The following is a 20,768-nucleotide window of genomic DNA, read 5'->3' as shown; positions in this document are numbered from 1 at the left end:
GGCCAGTGTGCCCAGGGTTCCGTGGAACCGCCAGTCACCTGGGTGAAAGCACCCGATCCGGGGTCCGCGCACTCAGCACCGCGCATGGCCCTGGGCCTCCAGCTCGACCAGCAGGTCGGCGCGGCAGACATCGGCATGCAGCCACAGCGCGTTGCGCAGGCCGGGCGCCGCGGCGCCGAGCGCCTGCGCCAGCACCGCCTCGACCGTCGCGCGGTCGCCCGGATCGCGCAGGTAGACCGTCAGGTCCATCTGGCGCAGGTCGAAGCGGGCCGAGGTCTGCCGGTGCGCCGAGGCCAGCACCGCCTCCAGATTGCGCAGCGTCTCGGCGGTCTGCGCGGCCACGTCGCCGACATGGCAGGTCTCGTGGCCGACGATGCTGGCGGTGCCGGAGACCAGCAGCGTCTCCTCGCCGGGGGCCAGCGAGACCAGCGCCGCACGCGAGAAGGTCGGGCTGCGCGGGCCGTAGGCCGACGGATAGTGGTAGGCGCTGACCTGACGCGGATTCTCGACCGGGCGCGGCACCTCGGGGCCGGCCAGCACATGCACCGTCAGCGGCCCGTCATGGTGGCCGAGCGCGCAGGCGGCCGGTGCGCCCTCGAAGGCGCTCAGGCCTGCCTCGAGAAAGGCCTGCTGGCGCCCGATGTTGAAGTGCCGGTAGACCTCCAGCCCGTCGAGATCGGCCGTGATGTGCGGCAGATAGTTCCAGATCTTCAGCGCATGCAGGCGAATGCCGCCTTCGGGGCCGCCCTGCAGCCGCAGCACCTCGAACAGGTCGGCGTAGAGCGCGCGGGTGTGCTCGCGCAGCTGGGCGCCGCTCTGCACCTCGATGCGCGCGCTGGCGTGCAGCCAGCGGCCGTCGCTGCGCCAGCTTACCCGGCCGGTGCAGCCCTGTCGCAGCCGGGCCGGCGACACCGGGCTCAGCCAGCGCTCGGCGCAGGGCGGCTCGCCCGCGAGCAGCCGGGGCAGACCGGCTGCGCGGGCCAGGGCCGCGTCGCTGTCATGGCAGCGCTCGCCGAGCACGATGGCCGCAGGCGGTGCGCCGGTGGCGCAGGGGGCAGGGCAGGCCGCAGCGGGCGGCTGTCGCTCGAATCTCAGGGTCACGGGTCGCGGCGATCTCGGGAACGCGCCGATTCTAGGCGAGCGACATGACGGCCAGCCTGCTGCGGATCCGCCGCGGCCACCGGCCGGGGCGGGCGCGCTCTACACTCGATTCCATGCCGGGGCACGCCAGCGTGTCCGACCGGGGAGACATCGACATGAAGATTGCACTGATCACCGACATTCATGCCAACCGCGAGGCCTTCGAGGCCTGTCTCGAGCAGGCCCATCTGCATGGCGCCGACCGCATCGCGCTGCTGGGCGACTTCGTCGGCTATGGCGCCGATCCGGCCTGGGTGGTGACGATGGTGCAGGACCTGGTCGCGCAGGGCGCGATCGCGGTGCGCGGCAACCATGACGACGCGGTGGCCGGCGAGCCCAATCCGAACCTGGTCGAGGACGCGCGCCGCGCCATCGAGTGGACCCGCGCCCAGCTCTCGGCCGAGCAGCTCGACTTCCTGGGCCGGCTGCCGATGCGCCGCGAGGAGTTCGGCTGCCTGTTCGTGCATGCCAATGCCTGGGCGCCGGCCGGCTGGGAGTACATCCTGGGCCGCAACGAGGCGGTGCGCAGCATGATGGCCACCGACTGCCGCCACACCTTCTGCGGCCATGTGCACCAGCCGGCGCTCTATCACCTGTCGAGCGTCGGCAAGATCGCCAACTTCTCGCCGGTGCCGGGCGTGGCGGTGCCGGTGCCGGGCCATCGCCAGTGGCTGGCGATCGCCGGCTCGGCCGGCCAGCCGCGCGACGGCAATCCGGCCGCGGCCTGGGCGATGTTCGATCTGGGCCGCCAGACGCTGACCTTCCACCGCGTGCCCTACGACCACGAGGCCACCGCCGCGAAGATCATCGCCGCCGGCCTGCCCCGCGCGCTGGGCGAGCGGCTGCTGGTCGGCGCCTGAGCGGGGGAGGGCGGCGATGGACAGCGACGCGTTCGGCATGCGCTTCGGCGTGGGCGACCTGGTCGACGGCTTCCTGCTCGAGGAGCGGCTGCACCAGGGCGGCATGGCCAGCCTGTGGCGGGTGACGCATCCGGATCATCGGCTGCCGATGCTGATGAAGGTGCCGCGCATCAAGGGCGGCGAGGATCCGGCCACCATCGTCGGCTTCGAGGTCGAGATGATGATCCTGCCGATGCTGCGCGGCGTGCATGTGCCGCGCTTCATCGCCAAGGGCGACTTCGCGACCCGGCCCTACATCGTCATGGAGCACATCGCCGGCGACTCGCTGCGCCCGAAGCTGGATGCGGCGCCGCTGCCGGTCGACGAGATCGCCTCGATCGGCGCGCGGGTGGCCGCGGCGCTGCACGACCTGCACCGCCAGAACGTCATCCATCTCGACATCAAGCCGAGCAACATCCTGTTCCGTCCGGGCGGCGAGGCGGTGCTGGTCGACTACGGCCTGAGCCGCCATGACCACCTGCCCGACCTGCTCGACGAGGAGTTCAACCTGCCGATGGGCACCGGGCCCTACATGTCGCCCGAGCAGGTGCAGTTCCTGCGCAGCGAGCCGCGCTCGGACCTGTTCGCGCTGGGCGTGATGCTCTACCACCTGACCACCGGCGAGCGGCCCTTCGGCGCGCCCACCAGCGTGCGCGGCCTGCGCGAGCGGCTCTACCAGGCGCCGGTGCCGCCGCGCCGGCTGCGGCCGGACTGCCCGCCGTGGCTGCAGGAGATCATCCTGCGCTGCCTGGAGGTGAAGGCCGAGGACCGCCATCCCAGCGCCGCGCACCTGATGCACGATCTCAGCCATCCCGACCAGATGGCGCTGACCGAGCGCGCCAGCCGCGACAACACGCCGGGGCGGCTGCAGACCTGGCGGCGCTGGCTGGGCGCGCTGGGCGCCGAGCCGACCGCGCGGGCCTCGGTGGGCGAACAGCTCAAGCGCGCGCCGATCATCCTGGCCGCGGTCGATGTCAGCAACGCCACCGAGCCGCTGCTCGACCTGCAGCGCGAGACGGTGCGGCGCATCGTCGCGGCCGAGCCGGGCGCGCGCCTGGCCTGCGTGGGCGTCATGAAGACCAACCGCATCGGCATGGACGAGCTGACCGACCGCTCCGGCAACAGCCTGCATGTCAAGCAGCTGGTCGGCCTGAAGCACTGGGCCCGGCCGATCGCGCAGTCGCTGGCGCTGGGCACCGGGCGGCTGACCTTCCATGTCCTGGAGGCGCCGGACGTGGCCGAGGCGCTGCTCGAGTTCTCGCGTCGCACCCAGGTCGACCACATCGTCATGGGCGCGCGCGCGCGCTCGACGCTCAGGCGCTATCTGGGCACCGTCTCATCGAAGGTGGTGGCCGATGCCGACTGCACCGTCACCGTGGTGCGCCGGCCGGCCGCCCAGGGCGACGAGGAATCCTGAACCGTTTCAGGCGCGTTCGCCTTCGCGGGCGCGCTGGTGGTCCTGCAGCAGCCGCCACATCACCTTGCCGGTGCCGGACTTGGGCAGCGTCTCGACGAACTCGACCTGGCGCGGCGCCTTGTAGGCGGCCATGTGCTCGTGCGCCCAGGCGATGATGTCCGCCTCGCCCACCTGGCCGCGGGCCTCGGTGCGCAGCACGATCACCGCCTTGACCGTCTCGCCGCGGTAGGCGTCGCGCGCGCCGATCACGCAGGCCTCGGCCACTGCCGGATGGCGGTAGAGCAGCAGCTCCACCTCCGACGGCCAGACCTTGAAGCCGCTGGCGTTGATCATGCGCTTGAGCCGGTCGGTGAGGAAGAAGTAGCCCTCCTCGTCCATGCGGCCGAGGTCGCCGGTGCGGAAGAAGCGCCGGCCCGGCACGCCGGGCAGCTCGACGAAGGCCGCCTCGGTCGCGGCCCGGTGCTTCCAGTAGCCGGTGAACAGCATCGGCCCGCAGGTGACGATCTCGCCGACCTCGCCGGCGGGCAGCTCGGCCAGCGTGACCGGATCGACCACCCGCGCGTCGGTGCCGAACAGCGGCAGGCCGAGGCACTGCAGCTTGGCCCGCTCGGGCGGATTGGCGTGGCTGGGCGCGGCGGTCTCGGTCAGGCCGTAGCCCTCGGCGAAGGTCAGGCCGAAGTCGCGCTGCAGCCGCTCGGCCACCGCCTGCGGCATCGCCGCGCCGCCGCCGCTGAGAAAGCGCAGGCTCGAGAGGTCCAGGCTCGCCGCCTCCGGGCTGGCGAGCAGGTCGATGATCATCGTCGGGATGCAGGTCCAGTGGCTGACGCGGTGGCGCGCGATCAGCCGCCCGGCCAGCACGCGGTCCCAGCGCGGCATCACCACCACCGTCGCGCCGCTCCAGGCCGGCGCCAGCACGCCGTAGACCATGCCGGTGATGTGGAAGAAGGGCACCACGCCCAGCGTGACCGACTCGGCGCCGACATGGCTCCACAGCGAGCCGCCGACGATGTTGGGCATCAGCGTGCGGTGGGTGTGCATGCAGCCCTTGGGCAGGCCGGTGGTGCCGGAGGTGTAGGGCAGCAGCACCAGGTCGTCGGGCCGGGCGAGGTGCGGGCCCGGCGCCAGACCGGCGGCCAGCGCGTCGGCCCAGCGGGTGGCGCCCTCGGGCAGGGGCGGCTCGGCCTGCAGCAGCGCCTGCATCGCCGGCGGCACCGCCAGGTCCGGATCGATCCGGCGCTCCGGGCCGAGCACGTCGTCCCAGCCGGTCACCAGCAGCGCGCGCAGGCGCTGCGCCTCGGGCAGGCGCGCGTCGGCCTGGCGCACCACCTCGGCCAGCTCGGCCGCGCAGATGACCACCTTCGTGTCCGGATCGGTGATGTAGTGGCCGAACTCGTCGGCGCGGTTCATCGGGTTGACCGGCACCACCACCGCGTCGGCGCGCACCACCGCGTACAGCGCGACGACGAACTGCGGGCAGTTCTGCATGAACAGCGCCACCCGGTCGCCGCGGCCCACGCCCTGTGCCTGCAGCCAGCCGGCCAGCGCCTCGGCCTGGCGCCGCACCTCGCGCCAGTGCCAGTCGTGGCCCAGGCAGCTCCAGGCGGGCTTGTCCGGCCAGCGCTGCGCGGCGACCTCCAGGTTGAACCACAGCGTGGTCTCGGGCACCGCCAGCTCGCGCGGCAGGCGGGCGGGCCAGTGCTTCAGGTGCGGACGGTCGGCGGGAATCGGCATCGTGAACCTCGCGCTCGGTCGGGTCGTTCCAGGGGGAGCAGGGCTGCAGCGTAGGCGCGGGCGCGGGCGGCCGGCATCGGGGCGTCCCGGAGGCGCTGTCGCGGTCGGGACAGGCCTGTGCCCGCCTAGAATCGGCGGCTGCAATCCCGCAACGCTTTCCCCTTGCTGTCCGCCCTCCGGCGGCTTTCACGATGAGCATCACCGCACAGCTCGACGGCGTCGCCGTCTCGACCCAGGCCAATGTCTACTTCGACGGCCGCTGCGTCTCCCACACCGTCACCTTCGCCGACGGCACCCGCAAGAGCGTGGGCGTCATCCTGCCGGCGCAGCTGAGCTTCGGCACCGGCGCGCCGGAGATCATGGAGACGGTGGCGGGCGCGTGCAGCGTGCTGCTGCCCGGCGCGAGCGAGTGGCAGACCTTCGGCCCCGGCGATAAGTTCAGCGTGCCCGGCAACGCCCGCTTCGAGATCCGCGTCGAGGGCGAGCCCTACCACTACATCTGCCACTTCGGTTGATCGTCTTGCGGCCGATCGACCCCGTGTCATCGGCACGTGATACCTGAGGGTTCCTCGGGCATCATGCGCGCCGCACGTGCGTGTCGTGCGACTGCCCTGGAGATCACCCTCATGATGCATCGTCGTCGTCTTCTGGCTGCGGCGGCTGCCGCCACCACACTGCCCCTGCTGCCGGGCGTCGTCCGCGCCGCGCTGCCGGCCCCCAAGGGCCGGGTCGTGCTGACGATCTCCGGCCGCATCGGCATCCGCAATGCCGGCGAGACCGCCCAGTTCGACATGGACATGCTGGCGGCGATGCCCCAGCACAGCTTCTCGACCAGGACGCCCTGGTACCCGACGGCCCGCAAGTTCACCGGCCCGCTGCTGCGCGATGTGCTGGCCGCCGCCGGCGCGCAGGGCCGCACGCTGCGGGCGATCGCGCTCAACGACTACAAGGTCGAGCTGCCGGTCGAGGACGCCTCGCGTTACCCGGTGGTGCTGGCCCGGCTGCTCGACGACAAGCCGATGCCGGTGCGCGACAAGGGCCCGCTGTTCATCATCTATCCCTTCGATGCCGACGAGACGCTGCGCAGCGAGCGCTACTACAGCCGTTCGGCCTGGCAGCTGAAGGTGATCGAGGTCGAGTGAGCGGGACGGCCGCCTCGGTGACTTCCCCGGCCGGATCGCGGCGGGTCGGCCGTCTGCTGACGGTCATGGCGCTGCTGCTGGCGCTGGTCTTCGGCGGCATCGCCTGGCTGCAGGCGCAGTCGCTGCGCCTGCTCAGCGCCAATGTCGTCTATCAGGGCGACAACATCGTCTGGAGCTTCTTCCAGCTCGAGACCGAATACCTGCGCCTGGGCCAGCAGCTGCGCGACTTCGCGCGCGACGGCGCCGCCCTGCCGCCGCCGCAGCGCGATCTGGCCGAGACGGATCTTCGCGAGCGCTACGACATCTTCGTCAGCCGCATCAGCCTGGTCGATCCGCAGCGCACCCGCGAGGTCATGCCCGACCTGCCCGAGCATCACCGGGTGATGGGCCTGCTGCACGGCATGGTCGAGCGGGTCGATACCGTGCTGGGCCCGGAGGCGCCCCAGCCGCTGGACCCGGCCGCGCTGAAGGCGGTGATCGCCGACTACGAGGCGCTGGCGCCGGCGGTGCGCGATCTGTCGCTGCTGTCGAACCAGGCGGTGGGCGCGGGCATCGTCAGCCGCAACGAGGGCGTGCGCCAGCAGAACCGCATCGGCATCGCGCTGACCCTGTTCCAGTGCCTGCTGATCCTGCTGTTCGCCGGCATCGTCGTGCGGCAGATGCGTGCGCTCGAGCGCCGCCGCGAGGCGCTGCAGCAGCTCGCCACCCGGCTGGAGGAGGCCAAGACCGAGGCCGAGCAGGCCAACCGGGCCAAGAGCGCCTTCCTGGCCAACATGAGCCATGAGCTGCGCACGCCCTTCAACGGCCTGCTGGGCATGATGTCGCTGCTCGACCGCTCCGCGCTCGATGCGCAGCAGCGCGAGCATCTGCAGATCGCGCGCCAGTCCGGCGAGCACCTGCTGGCCATCCTCAACGATGTGCTGGACCTGTCCAAGCTGGAGTCGGGCCGGCTCGAGCTGTCGCCTCATCCGGTCGACCTGTCGCGCCTGCTGGCCGAGATCGAGGCCCTGATGCGACCGCAGGCGCGGGCCAAGGGGCTGCAGTTCGAGACGGTGCTCGATCCGGCGCTGCACCAGCGCGTCGAGGTCGACGGCAAGCGGCTCAAGCAGGTGATCTTCAATCTGGTCGGCAACGCGATCAAGTTCACCGACCGGGGCCAGGTGCGGCTGCTGATCGACGCGCTGCCACCTGCCGCACCGGCCGGCATGGCACTGACGCGGCTGCGCATCATCGACACCGGCATCGGCATGGATGCCGCCACGCTGGGCCGGCTGTTCCAGCGCTTCAGCCAGGGCGACGACAGCATCAGCCGGCGCTTCGGCGGCACCGGTCTTGGCCTGGAGATCTCGCGCGAGCTGGTGCGCATGATGGGCGGTGACATCCGGGTCGACAGCCAGCCCGGGCAGGGCAGCACCTTCAGCGTGCTGCTGCCGCTGCTGCGGCTGGAGTCGCCGGTGGCCGAGGCGGCTGCGCCGGTCGTCGTCGGCGCCCGGATCGATGCGGCTGCGCCCGCTCCGGGGGCAGCCACCGGCACGGGCGCGCTGGAGGTGCTGGTGGCCGACGATCATCCGGTCAACCGCAAGTACATGCAGGTGCTGATGGAGCGGCTCGGGCACCGGGTCAGCCTGGCGCTCGATGGTCGGGAGGCGCTCGAGCAGGTGCGCCAGCGTGAAGCTTCGCCCTTCGACCTGGTGCTGATGGATGTGCACATGCCCAACATGGACGGCCTGGCCTCGACCCGGGCGATTCGCCAGCTGCCCCAGCCCGCCGGCGCCACCCGCATCATCGCGCTGACGGCGGACGCCTTCGCGGAGTCGCGGGATCGCGCGCGTTCGGCCGGCATGGACGATTTCCTGGCCAAGCCGGTCCAGGTCCATGATGTCGAGGAGATGCTGCGCCGTCACTTCGGCGCCCGCTCGGTGGGCAGTGCGGCGGTGGCGGCGGTGCGTCCGCCGCCGGTGCCCGCCGCTGTGGTGGAAGCGCGGCCCGCACCGAAGTCGAGGCCCCGGCGTGGCGATGCCGGCCGGGTGCTGGATCTGGAGCTGATCACCGACGCCTGCGCGATGCTGGGCGTCGAGCGGCTGCGCTCGCTGCTGCAGTCCTTCTTCGCCGACGAGAGCCGCACGCTGGCCGACCTGCTCGAGCGGGTCGACGGTGGGCAGATCGAGGGCCTGAGCGCCTCGGCGCACCGGGTCAAGGGCACGGCCGCGACGCTGGGGCTGCGCCAGCTGGCCGAATCAGCCCGCCAGATCGAGGAGCGCGGCCTGCCAGGCGAGGACGCGCAGCGTCAGGAGCTGGTGCGACTGCTGCGCCAGCAGATCGATCAGGCGCGAGAGATGTGCATCAAGCTCGGCTGGGTCGTGCCGAGCTGAATCGCGATCGCCAGGCGGTCAGGCGGCTGCGGCGCTGGGCTGGCGGGGGCTGCCGGTGGCCGTGGCCGCATCCGGCGTGGCCTGCTGCGCATTGCCGCCATCGGTGCGGGTAGCGGCCCAGCGTTCGACGCCGCCGCGGCGGAAGGTCACGACGATCTGGTTGCCGTAGCTGTCACGCCACATCCAGTCGCCATGGGTGCCCTGGACCCGCTGACCCAGGCTGTTGGTGATGGACAGCACGTCGGCCATGCTCATGCCGTGGCCGAGCTTCGACTGCAGCGTGACCACGCTGTCGACCATGCCCTTGGGCCGGTCGGCGACATTGCGCATCTGCCGGGTGGCGCGGTTGAACTGCAGCACCATCCAGAAGCCGATCACCGTGATGGCCAGCACCACGCCCTGCCAGCCGAGCATGGTCCAGCCTGCGATCAGGGCAGCCGCCACCAGGGTCGCGTTCAGCAAGCGTTGATTGGAAACTTTCATGTACCAGATCTTATCGCCGGAGGAATGGGCCGCCCCCTTGTCGGGATCCGGTCGATCGACCTGCCCCGTGAATCGGGGGGCGAGGCACCGGCAGGAGGCGGAACAACCGGAAAGTGTAGTAGCAGCGGTCCTGTTGCGAGCCTTGTGAAACAACTGGTAATGTCAATAAGGATCCCGCAACAGCCCAGCCCGACCCCGCCACCGGTCCGCTTCAGTCGAGGCCGCGCAGCACCTCGATCGCCTGCTCGATGCGGTCGACCGGATGCACCGTCAGCCCCTCGATCGCCTTCTTCGGCGCATTGGCGCGCGGCACCAGCGCGACCGAGAAGCCCAGTTTGGCCGCCTCGCGCAGCCGGTCCTGGCCGCGCGGGGCCGGTCGCACCTCGCCGGCCAGGCCGACCTCGCCGAAGGCGATGAAGCCCTTGGGCAGCGCCCGCCCGCGCAAGGAACTCTGGATCGCCAGCAGCACCGCCAGGTCGGCCGCCGGCTCGCCGATGCGCACGCCACCGACCGCATTGACGAACACGTCCTGGTCGGCGCACGACACCCCGGCGTGGCGGTGCAGCACCGCCAGCAGCATCGCCAGCCGGTCGCGGTCCAGGCCGACGCTGAGCCGGCGCGGGCTCGGGCCGCCGCTGTCGACCAGCGCCTGGATCTCCACCAGCATCGGCCGCGTGCCCTCCAGCGTCACCAGCACGCAGGCGCCGGGCACCGGTTCGCCCTGGGTCGACAGGAAGATCGCGCTCGGGTTGGTGACGCCCTTCAGGCCCTTGTCGGTCATTGCGAATACGCCGATCTCGTTGACCGCGCCGAAGCGGTTCTTGATCGCGCGCACCAGCCGGAAGCTCGAATGGGTGTCGCCCTCGAAATAGAGCACCGTGTCGACGATGTGCTCGAGCACGCGCGGGCCGGCCAGCGCACCTTCCTTGGTGACATGGCCGACCAGCACGATGGTGCAGCCGCTCGACTTGGCCACCCGGGTGAGCTGCGCGGCGCACTCGCGCACCTGCGCGACCGAGCCCGGCGCCGAGCTGAGCTGCTCGGAGAACAGCGTCTGGATCGAGTCGATGACGCAGAAGGCCGGCCGCTCGGCCGCCAGCGTCGCCAGGATGCGCTCCAGGCCGATCTCGGCCAGCAGGCGCAGCTGCAGCCCCTCCAGGCCGAGGCGACGCGCCCGCAGCGCCACCTGCGCGCCGGACTCCTCGCCGGTCACGTAGAGCACGCCCATCTGCCGCGACAGCGCCTCGGCCGCCTGCAGCAGCAGCGTGCTCTTGCCGATGCCGGGGTCGCCGCCGATCAGCACCACGCCGCCCTCGACGATGCCGCCGCCGAGCACCCGGTCGAGTTCCTCCAGCCCGGTGGGCGTGCGCGCGACCTCGGCGGCCTCGATGTCGGCCAGCGTGGCCACCGGCTGGCTCCTGGCCAGCGCCTGGAAGCGGGTGTTGCGCCCGGCCGCACCGGCGGCGGCCGCCGGCTCAGGCACGGTCTCGTCGAGGGTGTTCCACGCATTGCAGTGCGGGCACTTGCCCAGCCACTTCGGGCTGGTGCCGCCGCACTCGCGGCAGGTGTAGAGCGTCTTGTCACGGGCCATGGGGGGATTGTCGCTGCGCGGGTTGCCGCGGGGGCTGTGCTACAACGCCGCGATGGAATTCTCGACCTGGATCACCTTCTTCGCGGCCTGCTGGGCCATCAGCCTGTCTCCCGGACCCGGCGCGGTGGCGTCGATGAGCGCCGGCGTGCGTCATGGCTTCTGGCGTGGCTATGCCATCGTCATCGGACTGGTGCTGGGCATCTGGACCCAGGTGCTGGTCGTCTCGGTCGGCCTGGGCGCGCTGATGGCGACCTCGGCCTGGGCCTTCTCGATGCTGAAATGGCTGGGCGTGGCCTATCTGGTCTGGCTGGGCATCCAGCAGTGGCGCGCCGCCGAGGCACCGCTGGTGTCGGCCGAGGACACCGGCGCCGGCACCTCGCGCCTGGCCCTGGTGCTGCGCGGCTGGATGATCAACACGGTCAATCCGAAGGGCACCGTCTTCCTGCTGGCGGTGATGCCGCAGTTCATCGACCAGGCGCAGCCGCTGGTGCCGCAGTACCTGACGATCGCGCTGACGCTGGCCTTCACCGATCTGGTGGTGATGGCCGGCTATGTGGGTCTGGCCTCGCGGGTGCTGGGCACGCTGCGCACGCCGGGCCAGCTGCGCTGGATGAACCGCAGCTTCGGCGGCCTGTTCGTGGCTGCGGGCCTCTTCCTGGCGATGTTCCGGCGCGCAGCCTGAACGCGGCCGGGCGGCGGGTCTGCCCGGACTCAAGGCGCGCGCCGCGCTGCCGATGGGCCGGTGCCGGGGCTGTTCTTCTCCGGCATGAAAGGTCGTCCATGAAGCGCTCCCGTCCTGCCCCGTCCTTCTCTCCGGTCGTTTCGGCCCTGGCTGCGGCTCTGCTGCTGTCGGCCTGCGCCGGCATGCCGCCCCGGCCGCGTGCGCCGGAGGCGATCACCGCCGAGAGCCTCTCGCCCCAGGCCCGCGAACACCGCGTCTGGCTCGTCAGCGCCGATCACCAGCTGCAGCTGGTGCGCGCAGGCCGCCCCGACCGCATCGAGCAGCAGGTCGCGCTGCGCGGTCTGGCCGCCGGGGACGAGGTGGTCGGCATCGACTTCCGGGTCGCGCGGGGCGTGCTGTACCTGCTGACCCGCCAGGGCCGGCTCTACACCGTCGACACCGGCAGCGGTCAGCTCACCCCGGTGGGGTCCGGTGCGCCACTGGCGCTGGCGCTGCCGTCCGGGCCGATCGGCTTCGATTTCAATCCGGCCGCCGACCGCATCCGCATCGTCGGCGCCGCGGTGAATCTGCGGGCCCATCCCGATACCGGGGCGCTGGTCGACGGCGACCCGAAGGCCGAGGGCCTGCAGCCCGACGGCGCGCTGCGCTATGCCGAGGGCGATCCGGCCCGCGGCCGCACGCCGCGCATCGATGCCGCCGGCTACACCTACAACAAGACCAGCGACAAGCTGACCACCAACTACGCGATCGACCAGGCGGCCGGCGCGCTGGTGATGCAGGGCTCGCTGGAAGGCGCCACGCCGGCGGTCTCGCCCAACACCGGGCTGCTGAGCACCGTCGGGCCGCTCGGGGTCAAGGGCTTCTCGGATGCGGCCTTCGACATCGCCGACATCGACAACACCGCGCTGGCGGCGCTGCGCACCGACCGCACCCGGCTCTACCGGGTCGACCTGAAGAGCGGCCAGGCCCGGCGCATCGGCCCGGTCGGAACCGGTGCGCCGATCCGCGGCCTGGCGATCGAGCCCTGAGGCTGCCGCTCAGCCTGCGCTGGCCGGAGCGGGCGGCTGGGTGCGCACCGCACGCAGCCGCTGCTCCATCTCGGTGCGCAGCTCGCGCCGGGCCTGGGCATTGGCCCAGCGGCGCTTTTCCTCGGCGTTGAACGGGCGCAGCGGCGGCACCGGCACCGGCTTGCCGTCGTCGCCGACCGCCACCATCGTGAAGAAGCACGAGTTGGCATGGCGCACGACCTGGGTGCGGATGTTCTCGGCCACCACCTTCACGCCGATCTCCATCGACGAGGTGCCGGTGTAGTTGACGCTGGCCAGGAAGGTGACCAGCTCGCCGACGTGGATCGGCTGGCGGAACATCACCTGGTCGACGCTGAGCGTGACGGTGTAGCGGCCGGCATAGCGGCTGGCGCAGGCGTAGGCGACCTGGTCGAGCAGCTTCAGGATGGTGCCGCCGTGCACGTTGCCGGAGAAGTTGGCCATGTCCGGCGTCATCAGCACCGTCATCGTCAGCTGGTGGGAGGGGAGATCCATGGAGGGTGCAGACCGTGAGGTCGGTGGTGGAGTCCCCGCCATCTTGCACCAGTCGTGCCCGGTGCCGTCAGCCTGGTGTCAGCGCGCTGACTGTTGCGGCCGCGGCCCGGCCATGCGACGCAGCGAACTGCGGCCGTGGCGCAACGCACCCGCCACATGCAGCGCCAGCAGCGCCAGCATCAGCTTCGAGCCCAGATCGTGCAGCCGGCCGCTGTAGTAGTGCAGCGCCGCGTTCGCCTCGATCGGCGAGGGTACCGAGAACCAGCCCAGCACATGGACCGGCTCGCCTTCGCTCCAGTACATCAGCGGGCCGCTGAAGGCCATCACCAGCATGACCGCCAGCAGGCCCGCATGCACGCCGTGCTCGAGCCAGCGCAGCGGGCCCGGGGCCGACAGCGGTGCCGGACGGCGCCCGGCCAGCAGCGCCAGCACGCTCCACTGCGCCCGCAGCAGCAGCGGCAGCAGCGCCAGCATGCCCAGTCCGACATGCCAGGCCCAGAGCTTCCTGCGCAGCGCACCGTCAGGCAGCAGTTCCTCGGCGATCAGGCCGAGCGCCAGCAGCGCGATCGTCAGCAGGGCGCCGCCCCAGTGGGCCAGGCGGGAGACCGGTCCGTAGAGCGTCGGACGGGCGGCGGCGGGCGCCGGGGAGGCAGTGTGGAGGGCGGGCATCGGCGGAGTTCCGTCTTCATCTTCGAGGGGGGAATCAGTCCTGCGGCGTCAGATCGACCACGCGCACCGGCACACGCTGCGCCAGCGCGCACATCAGCTCGTAGCCGATGGTGCCGGCGCCGTGCGCGACCTCGTCGATCGACAGCTGCGTGCCGCGCGGGCCATGGCCCCACAGCGTGACCTCGCTGCCGAAGCCGGCCGCCGGCACCGGCGTCAGGTCGACCGCCAGCATGTCCATCGACACCCGGCCGACGGTGCCGGTGCGCACGCCATCGACCAGCACCGGCGTGCCGCTGGCGGCCAGGCGCGGATAGCCGTCGGCATAGCCGCAGGCAACGATGCCGATGCGCATCGCGCGCTCGGCAACGAAGCGGCTGCCGTAGCCGACGCTGTCGCCGGGCTGCAGCTGCTGCACCGCGATCAGGCGCGAGCGCAGCGTCATCGCCGGCACCAGGCCCCAGTGGTGGATGTCGTGCTCGGGAAAGTCGGGCGCGCTGCCGTAGCTCAGGATGCCGCTGCGCACCCAGTCGGCGCGCACGTCGGCGGCGGCCGCATGGCGCAGGATGGCCGCGCTGTTGCTCAGCGAGCGCTCGCCCGGCAGGTCGCGGGTGGCCTGGACAAAGGCCTCGACCTGATGGCTGACGCCGCGCGGGCCGTCGGCGTCGGAGAAGTGCGTCACCAGCGAGATCTCGTCGACCTGGGGCAGCGCATCCAGCCGCGCCCAGGCGCTGCGCAGGTGCGCTGCGGTGAAGCCCAGGCGGTTCATGCCGCTGTTCATCTTCAGGAAGACGCGGTGCGGCTGGTGCGTCTTGTGCGCTGCCAGCCAGTCGACCTGCTCGTCGCAGTGCACGACATGCCAGAGGTTCAGCCGCGAGCACAGCTCGAGGTCGCGCGGCTCGAAGCAGCCCTCGAGCAGCAGCACCGGGCCGCGCCAGCCCAGGTCGCGCACCCGCTGCGCCTCGTCGAGGTCGAGCATCGCCAGGCCGTCGGCGCCGAGCAGGCCGGGCCAGATGCGCTCGATGCCGTGCCCGTAGGCATTGGCCTTGATGACCGCCCACAGCCGGGCGTCGGGCGTGCGCCGGCGTGCGCTGGCCAGGTTGCGGGCGAGGGCGTCGGGATGGACGAGGGCTTCGATCGGACGGGGCATGATCGCGAGATTGTGCCAGCCCGCTCCGCCCGATTCCGCAGATCCGGCCGTCTCGGGGAATCGCCTCGCCAGACGGCTTGGGTCTGCATGCTATAACCGCGCCGCGCCAAAGCGGCGCCGTGGCCGCACCGTGGTCGCGCCCTTGCAGAACCCCCAGAACCTCGAGCGCAGCGCCATCTTTCCGGATGAAAAAAGGTTTCCACACCATCATGTCGGCGCAGTTCTTCAGCTCGCTGGCCGACAACGCCCTGTTCGTCGCTGCGGTCGAGCTGCTGAGAACCTCCGGTGCGCCCGAGTGGCAGCGCGCCGCGCTGGTGCCGATGTTCGCGCTGTTCTACGTCATCCTCGCGCCCTTCGTCGGCGCCTTCGCCGACGCGGTGCCCAAGGGCAGGGTGATGTTCGTCTCCAACACCATCAAGGTGTTGGGCTGCCTGATGATGCTGTTCGGCACCCACCCGCTGGCCGCCTATGCGATCGTCGGCCTGGGCGCGGCGGCCTACTCGCCGGCCAAGTACGGCATCCTCACCGAGCTGCTGCCGCCCTCGCAGCTGGTCAAGGCCAATGGCTGGATCGAGGGGCTGACCATCGGCTCGATCATCCTGGGCGTGCTGCTGGGCGGCCAGCTGGTCGGGCCGCACATCGCGCCGCATCTGCTGGCGCTGGAGCTGCCGGGCCTGTCTCTGGGCATCGACACGCCGGCCCAGGCCGCGATCGCCTCGCTGGTGCTGCTCTACATCATCGCGGCGGTGTTCAATCTCTACATCCCGCGCACCGACGCGCCGCTGCAGCCGCTGCCGGCGCAGCCGCTGGCGCTGGTGCGCGACTTCTCCGAGTGCAACTCCCGGCTGTGGGCCGACAAGCTCGGCCAGATCTCGCTGGCGACGACGACGCTGTTCTGGGGCGTGTCGGGCAATCTGCGCTACATCGTGCTGGCCTGGGCGGCCGCGGCGCTGGGCTACGGCACCACGCAGGCCTCCTCGCTGGTCGGCGTGGTGGCCATCGGCACCGCGGTCGGCGCGGTGGTGGCCTCGGTGATGATGAAGCTCGACCAGGCCACCCGGGTCATTCCGCTGGGCGTGGCCATGGGCCTGCTGGTGGTGCTGATGAACGTGATCGACAACGTCTGGCTGGCCGCGCCCTTCCTGATGGTCCTCGGCGGCCTGGGCGGCTTCCTGGTGGTGCCGATGAACGCGCTGCTGCAGCACCGCGGCCACAACCTGATGGGCGCCGGCCGCTCGATCGCGGTGCAGAACTTCAACGAGCAGGCCTGCATCCTGGCGCTGGGCGCCTTCTACACCGGCATGACCCGCGGCGGCCTGTCGGCCTTCGGCGCGATCACCATCTTCGGCCTGCTGGTGGCCGGAACGATGGGGCTGATCGGGCGCTGGCACCAGCGCAACACGGTGCAGCACCGCGACGAGGTGAATCGCCTGCTGGCGATCGCCCGCAGCGACGGCCACCACTGACGCGCAGGGCGCGCCGGGTGCACCGTGTGCGCCGCCCGTCAGGCGCGCATCTCGAGCGGCACCATCAGCTCGGTCGGCTGGAAGACCCGCTCGAAGGTGCGGTCATGGCGTGCCAGCAGGTGCAGCAGCTCGCGCTCGTCGAGCGGCGTGGTCAGGAAGGCGTCGCAGCCGGCGAAGGTGGCGCGAATGCGCTCGATCGCCGCGCCGCGCGGTGCCAGCGCCACCACCACCGGAGCCGGTCCGCCGTCGGCCATCTCGCGGCGGATGCGCCGGCTGACCTGGAAGCCGGCGCTGCCGCCCTGGCCCACGCCCAGGAACACGAAGCCGTAGCCCAGGCGCTCGGTCATCTGCTGGGCCTCGCCGGCGCTGCGGGTCAGGTGCACCCGGTAGCCCAGCGGCGCCAGGGTGTCGCGCAGCAGCCTGCACTCGGCCGGGCTGCTGCTGACGACAAGAATGCGGTCGAGCCGCTGCTCGCCCTCGGCCAGCACGGTGTTGCTGAAGCCGCTGCTGGCCCGGAAGTCATGGATCTGCTGGTCCGCCAGCGCCGCGATCCGCTCCCGGTGCGGTCCGGGCGGCAGCTGCAGCAGGGCGCCCGGCCGTGCCGCCCGGGCCGCGCGACGCTCGCCGAGCAGGTCGAGCTGGCGGCGCAGCTGGTGTGCGTCGATCGGGCGTGGCAGCTGCGCGCCGCTGCACAGCGGCACGGTGCCCGCGCCGACGAACACCGTCTCGCGCATCCGGTCGAGCCGCTCGATGCGCAGCACCGCCTCGGGTCGGTCGGCATCGGCGATCAGCCAGTCGGCCTCGTCGATCGCGTCGGTGCAGGCGTAGCGGCGCCGGCCGGCATCGAGCCGGAAGAAGCTCTCCAGCGTCCGGCGCTCGAAGGCGCCGAGGCCGACAAAGGCGACGCTCTGGCAATCGGACATCCGGTACTCCTCGGGCTATGCGGTTCGGGACGGTCCGATTCTTCGAGCCCGCGGCCTGCAGCGTCAAGGCGCCGAGCCCCCCTCAATACGGCGTGGTACCTCTGCGCTGTCGCGGGGGGTGCGCAGGATTGCACGCTTCGCGCGCCCGGATTTTCCTGATCGGGGCAGCGCCATAATCCGGTTTTCCGACCTCTCTTCCGCGCCGTTCCGGCAGGAGCCAACGTCCATGTTCGAACACGTCGACGCCTACGCGGGCGATCCGATCCTCACGCTCAACGAGAACTTCCAGAAGGACCCGCGCCCGGGTCGCATCAACCTGTCGATCGGCATCTATTTCGACGATGCCGGCCGGCTGCCGGTGATGCAGGCGGTGCGCGAGGCCGAGACGGCGCTGCTGCAGTCGATCGGACCGCGCGGCTACCTGCCGATGACCGGCCTGGCCGAGTACCGCACGCAGATCCAGCACCTGCTCTTCGGCGCCGACCATGAGGCGGTGACCAGCGGGCGCACGGTGACGATCCAGTCGCTGGGCGGCTCGGGCGCGCTGAAGGTCGGCGCGGACTTCCTGCGCAAGTACTTCCCGGCCTCGCAGGTCTGGATCAGCGACCCGACCTGGGACAATCACCGCGCGATCTTCGAGGGCGCGGGCTTTCCGGTGAACACCTACCCGTACTACGACGCGGCCACCGGCGGCCTGCGCTTCGACGCGATGCTGGAGGCCATCCGCGCGCTGCCCTCGCGCTCGGTGGTGCTGCTGCACGCCTGCTGCCACAACCCGACCGGCGTGGACCTGAGCGCGGCGCAGTGGGCCGAGCTGATCCCGGTGATGGTCGAGCGCGGCCTGATCCCCTTCGTCGACATCGCCTACCAGGGCTTCGGCGACGGCGTGCGCGAGGATGCCTTCGCGCTGCGCATGCTGGCCGACGCGGGCCTGGCCTTCTTCGTCGCCAACAGCTTCTCGAAGAGCTTCTCGCTCTACGGCGAGCGCGTCGGCGGCCTGAGCGTGGTCTGCCCGAACGCGGCCGAGGCCGCGCTGGTGGCCGGCCAGCTGCAGGTGGCGGTTCGCAAGAACTACTCCAGCCCGCCGACGCACGGCGCGCGCATCGTCGCGCGGGTGCTGGCCGAGCCGGCGCTCCACGCCGCCTGGGTCGCCGAACTCGACGCGATGCGCGAGCGCATCCGCCAGATGCGCCAGCGCCTGCACGAGGTGCTGTCGGCGCGTGTGCCCGGTCGCGACTTCAGCTATTTCCTGACCCAGCGCGGCATGTTCAGCTACACCGGCCTGAGCGCGGCGCAGGTCGACGTGCTGCGCGAGCAGCACGGCGTCTACCTGGTCCGTTCGGGCCGGATGTGCGTGGCGGGCCTGAACTCGGGCAACGTCGAGCCGACCGCCGAGGCGATCGCCGCGGTGCTGGGCGGCTGACCGGCCGGGCCGCTTCCCGGTTCCTGGCTCAGGCCGGGCCGGCCATCGTCAGCATCTGCCGCTCGAACTGGTCGGCCGGCAGCGCCGGGCTGCAGAGGTGGCCCTGGTACTCGTCGCAGTCCTGGGTGCGCAGCCAGTCGAGCTGCGCCTCGGTCTCGACGCCCTCGGCCACCGTCTCGATGCCCAGCATCCGGCACATCGTGATCACCAGCCGCGCCAGCGGACTGACTCCGTCGTCGCCGGCGATGAAGGAGCGGTCGATCTTCAGCGTGCTGATCGGGCAGCGCTGCAGATAGGCGAGGTTGGAGTAGCCGGTGCCGAAGTCGTCGATCGCCAGCCGGAAGCCCATGTCGGCGAGCTGGTGCAGCGCCCGGTTGGTGGACTCGTCCTGGCCGAGCATCACCGACTCGGTGATCTCCAGCTCGATCTGCTGCGGGTCGCAGCCGGTGTCGCGCACGATGCGCGCGATGGTGTCGACCAGGCCCGGATCGCCGAACTGGCGCGGCGACAGGTTCACCGAGATGCGCAGCCGCCGTCCCAGCGACTGCCACAGCACCTGCTGGCGCGCGGCCTTCTCCAGCACCATCGCGCCGATCGAGCGGATCAGGCCGGTCTCCTCGCTCAGGCCGATGAACACATCCGGCGCGACCAGGCCGCGGCGCGGATGGCGCCAGCGCACCAGCGCCTCGGCGCCCACCAGATGGCCGCTGCCGACCTGCACCCGCGGCTGGTAGTGCACCTCGAACTGGTGGCGCTCGACGGCCACCCGCAGATCCTGCTCGAGCTGGATGCGCTCGCGGGCCAGACGCACCAGCTCCGGCGTGAACCAGCCCACGCCGTTGCCGCCGGCCTCCTTGGCGCGGTAGAGCGCCAGGTCGGCATTGCGCAGCAGCGCGTCGATGTCATGGCCGTCGCGCGGGAAGCGGCAGATGCCCATCGAGGGCGTGACCTGCATCTGCAGCCGCCCGATCATCACGGTGCGGCCCAGCTCGGCCTGCAGCCGGCGCACCAGCTGGCGGGTGCGCCGCTCGATGTCGCCGTCGCGGTTCGACACCAGCACCAGGAACTCGTCGCCGCCCAGCCGTGCGACCAGATCATCGGTGTCCAGCGTGGCATACAGGCGCTGCGCGATCTCCACCAGCAGCCGGTCGCCGATGTCATGGCCGAGCGAGTCGTTGACCGCCTTGAAGCGGTCCAGGTCGATGAAGATCAGCGCCGCCTCGCCGCCGCTGGCGTGCAGGCCGTCGAGGCGCTGCTGGAAGTCGCGCGAGACGAAGCTGCGGTTGGGCAGGCCGGTGAGGGTGTCGCGCATCGCCAGCCAGTGCGCACGCGCCTCGGCCTGCTTGAGCTCGGTGATGTCGATCTCGCTGACCAGGAAGACCTGGCGGCCCTCGACCGGATCGCGGCACAGCCGCACCGAGATGTCGTGCCAGCGCGGCCCCAGGCTGGTGCTGACCTGCGTGGTGGCGCGGGCCTGGCCGCTGCGGTGCAGCTGCTCGACGATCTGGCGCAGCTCGCGCCGGTCGAGCACCCGGCTGCGCGCGCCGGCATCCGGATGATCGACAGTGGAGCGCGCGGCCGGATTGCGGTAGAGCGCCCGGCCGCGCACGCTGTAGAGCGTGACCATGACGGGCGTGTGCACCATCGCCTCGGCGCTGCGCAGCGTGACCGCGTCGGTCATCGATTCGCCGATGGCCTCGCACAGCATGCCCATGCGGCCGTCGTCCAGCACCCAGCCGGTGCAGACGATGTCGACGGTGCGCGGCATGCCGCGCGGATAGAGCGTCCACAGCTCGGTGCTGCTGCGGTCATGCAGCCGGAAGTCCTGCTGCAGCTGGCGCAGCCGCTGCGCGATGGTCGGCGACATCTCCTGCGCCATGTCGCGCTGGCGCAGCTCCTCGAGGCTGTCGCTGCACCACAGGCCCAGCGCGGCCTCATTGGCCCAGAGCACGCGGCCCTGGTCGATGTCGTAGAGCCAGACCGGCGTGCGCAGCCGCTGCAGCGGCGTGACATGGGCGCTGGCGTGGGCTGTCGCTGGACTGTCACTCGCGGCATTCCCATCTTGACGGTGTGCGGCCAGTGCGTGAAGGCTGAAATTCTGTTGAGCGGGAAGGAATGCCGCTTCCATGCCGACGATCTCCC

General features: G+C 71.4%; 18 protein-coding genes. 9 read left to right on the top strand and 9 right to left on the bottom strand.

Annotation, left to right across the window (positions count from 1 at the left end; translation table 11 throughout):
* Nucleotides 1-72: 72 nt before the first annotated feature.
* Complete coding sequence (locus NFT33_RS16295) at nt 73-1,101, bottom strand: chorismate transformation FkbO/Hyg5 family protein (protein WP_251676921.1); 1,029 nt, start codon at nt 1,099-1,101, stop codon at nt 73-75.
* Nucleotides 1,102-1,256: 155 nt separating this feature from the next.
* On the opposite strand from NFT33_RS16295, the gene NFT33_RS16290 reads away from it, so the two are divergent.
* A complete protein-coding gene (locus NFT33_RS16290) occupies nt 1,257-2,000 on the top strand; it encodes a metallophosphoesterase family protein (protein ID WP_149504280.1) in 744 nt (247 codons plus the stop codon).
* A gap of 16 nt (nt 2,001-2,016) precedes the next feature.
* Nucleotides 2,017-3,456, top strand: a complete 1,440-nt coding sequence (locus tag NFT33_RS16285; RefSeq protein WP_251676919.1) for a serine/threonine protein kinase — start codon at nt 2,017-2,019, stop codon at nt 3,454-3,456.
* A gap of 6 nt (nt 3,457-3,462) precedes the next feature.
* Here NFT33_RS16285 and NFT33_RS16280 read toward each other — a convergent pair whose 3' ends face one another.
* Complete coding sequence (locus NFT33_RS16280) at nt 3,463-5,187, bottom strand: long-chain-fatty-acid--CoA ligase (protein ID WP_251676917.1); 1,725 nt, start codon at nt 5,185-5,187, stop codon at nt 3,463-3,465.
* 191 nt (nt 5,188-5,378) lie between these two features.
* On the opposite strand from NFT33_RS16280, the gene ppnP reads away from it, so the two are divergent.
* From ppnP to NFT33_RS16265, 3 genes are all read left to right on the top strand, one after another.
* Nucleotides 5,379-5,702: a pyrimidine/purine nucleoside phosphorylase gene (ppnP, locus tag NFT33_RS16275; RefSeq protein ID WP_251676915.1), complete on the top strand. Its 324-nt coding sequence runs from the start codon at nt 5,379-5,381 to the stop codon at nt 5,700-5,702.
* Nucleotides 5,703-5,813: 111 nt separating this feature from the next.
* On the top strand, nt 5,814-6,329 hold the full coding sequence (locus NFT33_RS16270) for a putative pterin-binding protein (RefSeq protein ID WP_220785492.1): 516 nt from the start codon (nt 5,814-5,816) through the stop codon (nt 6,327-6,329).
* Between the two features lie 17 nt (nt 6,330-6,346).
* A complete protein-coding gene (locus tag NFT33_RS16265) occupies nt 6,347-8,701 on the top strand; it encodes an ATP-binding protein (protein ID WP_251676913.1) in 2,355 nt (784 codons plus the stop codon).
* Nucleotides 8,702-8,719: 18 nt separating this feature from the next.
* Here the strand turns inward: NFT33_RS16265 and NFT33_RS16260 are convergent, their stop codons facing one another.
* A complete protein-coding gene (locus tag NFT33_RS16260) occupies nt 8,720-9,163 on the bottom strand; it encodes a hypothetical protein (protein WP_149504274.1) in 444 nt (147 codons plus the stop codon).
* A 232-nt stretch (nt 9,164-9,395) separates the two neighbouring features.
* Entirely contained in the window at nt 9,396-10,775 is a 1,380-nt protein-coding gene (gene radA / locus NFT33_RS16255) for a DNA repair protein RadA (protein WP_251676910.1), read from the bottom strand.
* Nucleotides 10,776-10,827: 52 nt separating this feature from the next.
* On the opposite strand from radA, the gene NFT33_RS16250 reads away from it, so the two are divergent.
* Both NFT33_RS16250 and NFT33_RS16245 read left to right on the top strand, forming a co-directional pair.
* Nucleotides 10,828-11,457 (top strand): LysE family transporter, encoded by a 630-nt coding sequence (locus NFT33_RS16250; RefSeq protein WP_251676908.1) that lies wholly within the window; start codon nt 10,828-10,830, stop codon nt 11,455-11,457.
* Nucleotides 11,458-11,555: 98 nt separating this feature from the next.
* Nucleotides 11,556-12,485 (top strand): DUF4394 domain-containing protein, encoded by a 930-nt coding sequence (locus tag NFT33_RS16245; RefSeq protein WP_251676906.1) that lies wholly within the window; start codon nt 11,556-11,558, stop codon nt 12,483-12,485.
* 9 nt (nt 12,486-12,494) lie between these two features.
* Here NFT33_RS16245 and NFT33_RS16240 read toward each other — a convergent pair whose 3' ends face one another.
* The 3 genes from NFT33_RS16240 to alr all read right to left on the bottom strand — a co-directional run bounded on the left by NFT33_RS16240 (nt 12,495) and on the right by alr (nt 14,814).
* A complete protein-coding gene (locus tag NFT33_RS16240; RefSeq protein WP_149504271.1) occupies nt 12,495-12,998 on the bottom strand; it encodes an acyl-CoA thioesterase in 504 nt (167 codons plus the stop codon).
* A gap of 78 nt (nt 12,999-13,076) precedes the next feature.
* Nucleotides 13,077-13,667, bottom strand: coding sequence for a cytochrome b (locus NFT33_RS16235; protein ID WP_251676904.1), 591 nt, complete (start codon nt 13,665-13,667; stop codon nt 13,077-13,079).
* A gap of 34 nt (nt 13,668-13,701) precedes the next feature.
* Nucleotides 13,702-14,814, bottom strand: a complete 1,113-nt coding sequence (gene alr / locus NFT33_RS16230; RefSeq protein ID WP_251676902.1) for an alanine racemase — start codon at nt 14,812-14,814, stop codon at nt 13,702-13,704.
* Between the two features lie 185 nt (nt 14,815-14,999).
* On the opposite strand from alr, the gene lplT reads away from it, so the two are divergent.
* Entirely contained in the window at nt 15,000-16,280 is a 1,281-nt protein-coding gene (gene lplT, locus NFT33_RS16225) for a lysophospholipid transporter LplT (RefSeq protein WP_251676900.1), read from the top strand.
* Nucleotides 16,281-16,318: 38 nt separating this feature from the next.
* Here lplT and NFT33_RS16220 read toward each other — a convergent pair whose 3' ends face one another.
* Complete coding sequence (locus NFT33_RS16220) at nt 16,319-17,203, bottom strand: response regulator transcription factor (RefSeq protein WP_251676898.1); 885 nt, start codon at nt 17,201-17,203, stop codon at nt 16,319-16,321.
* Nucleotides 17,204-17,429: 226 nt separating this feature from the next.
* Between NFT33_RS16220 and NFT33_RS16215 the strand changes: the two genes are divergently transcribed.
* Nucleotides 17,430-18,626, top strand: a complete 1,197-nt coding sequence (locus NFT33_RS16215; protein ID WP_251676896.1) for an amino acid aminotransferase — start codon at nt 17,430-17,432, stop codon at nt 18,624-18,626.
* A 28-nt stretch (nt 18,627-18,654) separates the two neighbouring features.
* Here the strand turns inward: NFT33_RS16215 and NFT33_RS16210 are convergent, their stop codons facing one another.
* Nucleotides 18,655-20,754 carry a putative bifunctional diguanylate cyclase/phosphodiesterase gene (locus NFT33_RS16210; RefSeq protein ID WP_251676894.1) on the bottom strand — a complete coding sequence of 700 codons (2,100 nt, stop codon included), beginning with the start codon at nt 20,752-20,754 and terminating at the stop codon, nt 18,655-18,657.
* Nucleotides 20,755-20,768 lie beyond the last annotated feature (14 nt).

The organism is Sphaerotilus sp. FB-3, assembly GCF_023706025.1.
GTDB classification, from domain to species: Bacteria; Pseudomonadota; Gammaproteobacteria; order Burkholderiales; family Burkholderiaceae_C; genus Sphaerotilus; species Sphaerotilus sulfidivorans.
This window is presented reverse-complemented; position numbering and strand designations above follow the sequence as displayed.

Bases quoted from the DNA above. Each gene is read 5' to 3' on its own strand.
- NFT33_RS16290 (WP_149504280.1), top strand. From the start codon at position 1,257: ATGAAGATTGCACTGATCACCGACATTCATGCCAACCGCGAGGCCTTC.
- NFT33_RS16285 (WP_251676919.1), top strand. From the start codon at position 2,017: ATGGACAGCGACGCGTTCGGCATGCGCTTCGGCGTGGGCGACCTGGTC.
- NFT33_RS16280 (WP_251676917.1), bottom strand. From the start codon at position 5,187: ATGCCGATTCCCGCCGACCGTCCGCACCTGAAGCACTGGCCCGCCCGC.
- ppnP (WP_251676915.1), top strand. From the start codon at position 5,379: ATGAGCATCACCGCACAGCTCGACGGCGTCGCCGTCTCGACCCAGGCC.
- NFT33_RS16270 (WP_220785492.1), top strand. From the start codon at position 5,814: ATGATGCATCGTCGTCGTCTTCTGGCTGCGGCGGCTGCCGCCACCACA.
- radA (WP_251676910.1), bottom strand. From the start codon at position 10,775: ATGGCCCGTGACAAGACGCTCTACACCTGCCGCGAGTGCGGCGGCACC.
- NFT33_RS16250 (WP_251676908.1), top strand. From the start codon at position 10,828: ATGGAATTCTCGACCTGGATCACCTTCTTCGCGGCCTGCTGGGCCATC.
- NFT33_RS16245 (WP_251676906.1), top strand. From the start codon at position 11,556: ATGAAGCGCTCCCGTCCTGCCCCGTCCTTCTCTCCGGTCGTTTCGGCC.
- NFT33_RS16240 (WP_149504271.1), bottom strand. From the start codon at position 12,998: ATGGATCTCCCCTCCCACCAGCTGACGATGACGGTGCTGATGACGCCG.
- NFT33_RS16235 (WP_251676904.1), bottom strand. From the start codon at position 13,667: ATGCCCGCCCTCCACACTGCCTCCCCGGCGCCCGCCGCCGCCCGTCCG.
- alr (WP_251676902.1), bottom strand. From the start codon at position 14,814: ATGCCCCGTCCGATCGAAGCCCTCGTCCATCCCGACGCCCTCGCCCGC.
- lplT (WP_251676900.1), top strand. From the start codon at position 15,000: ATGAAAAAAGGTTTCCACACCATCATGTCGGCGCAGTTCTTCAGCTCG.
- NFT33_RS16220 (WP_251676898.1), bottom strand. From the start codon at position 17,203: ATGTCCGATTGCCAGAGCGTCGCCTTTGTCGGCCTCGGCGCCTTCGAG.
- NFT33_RS16215 (WP_251676896.1), top strand. From the start codon at position 17,430: ATGTTCGAACACGTCGACGCCTACGCGGGCGATCCGATCCTCACGCTC.
- NFT33_RS16210 (WP_251676894.1), bottom strand. From the start codon at position 20,754: ATGGAAGCGGCATTCCTTCCCGCTCAACAGAATTTCAGCCTTCACGCA.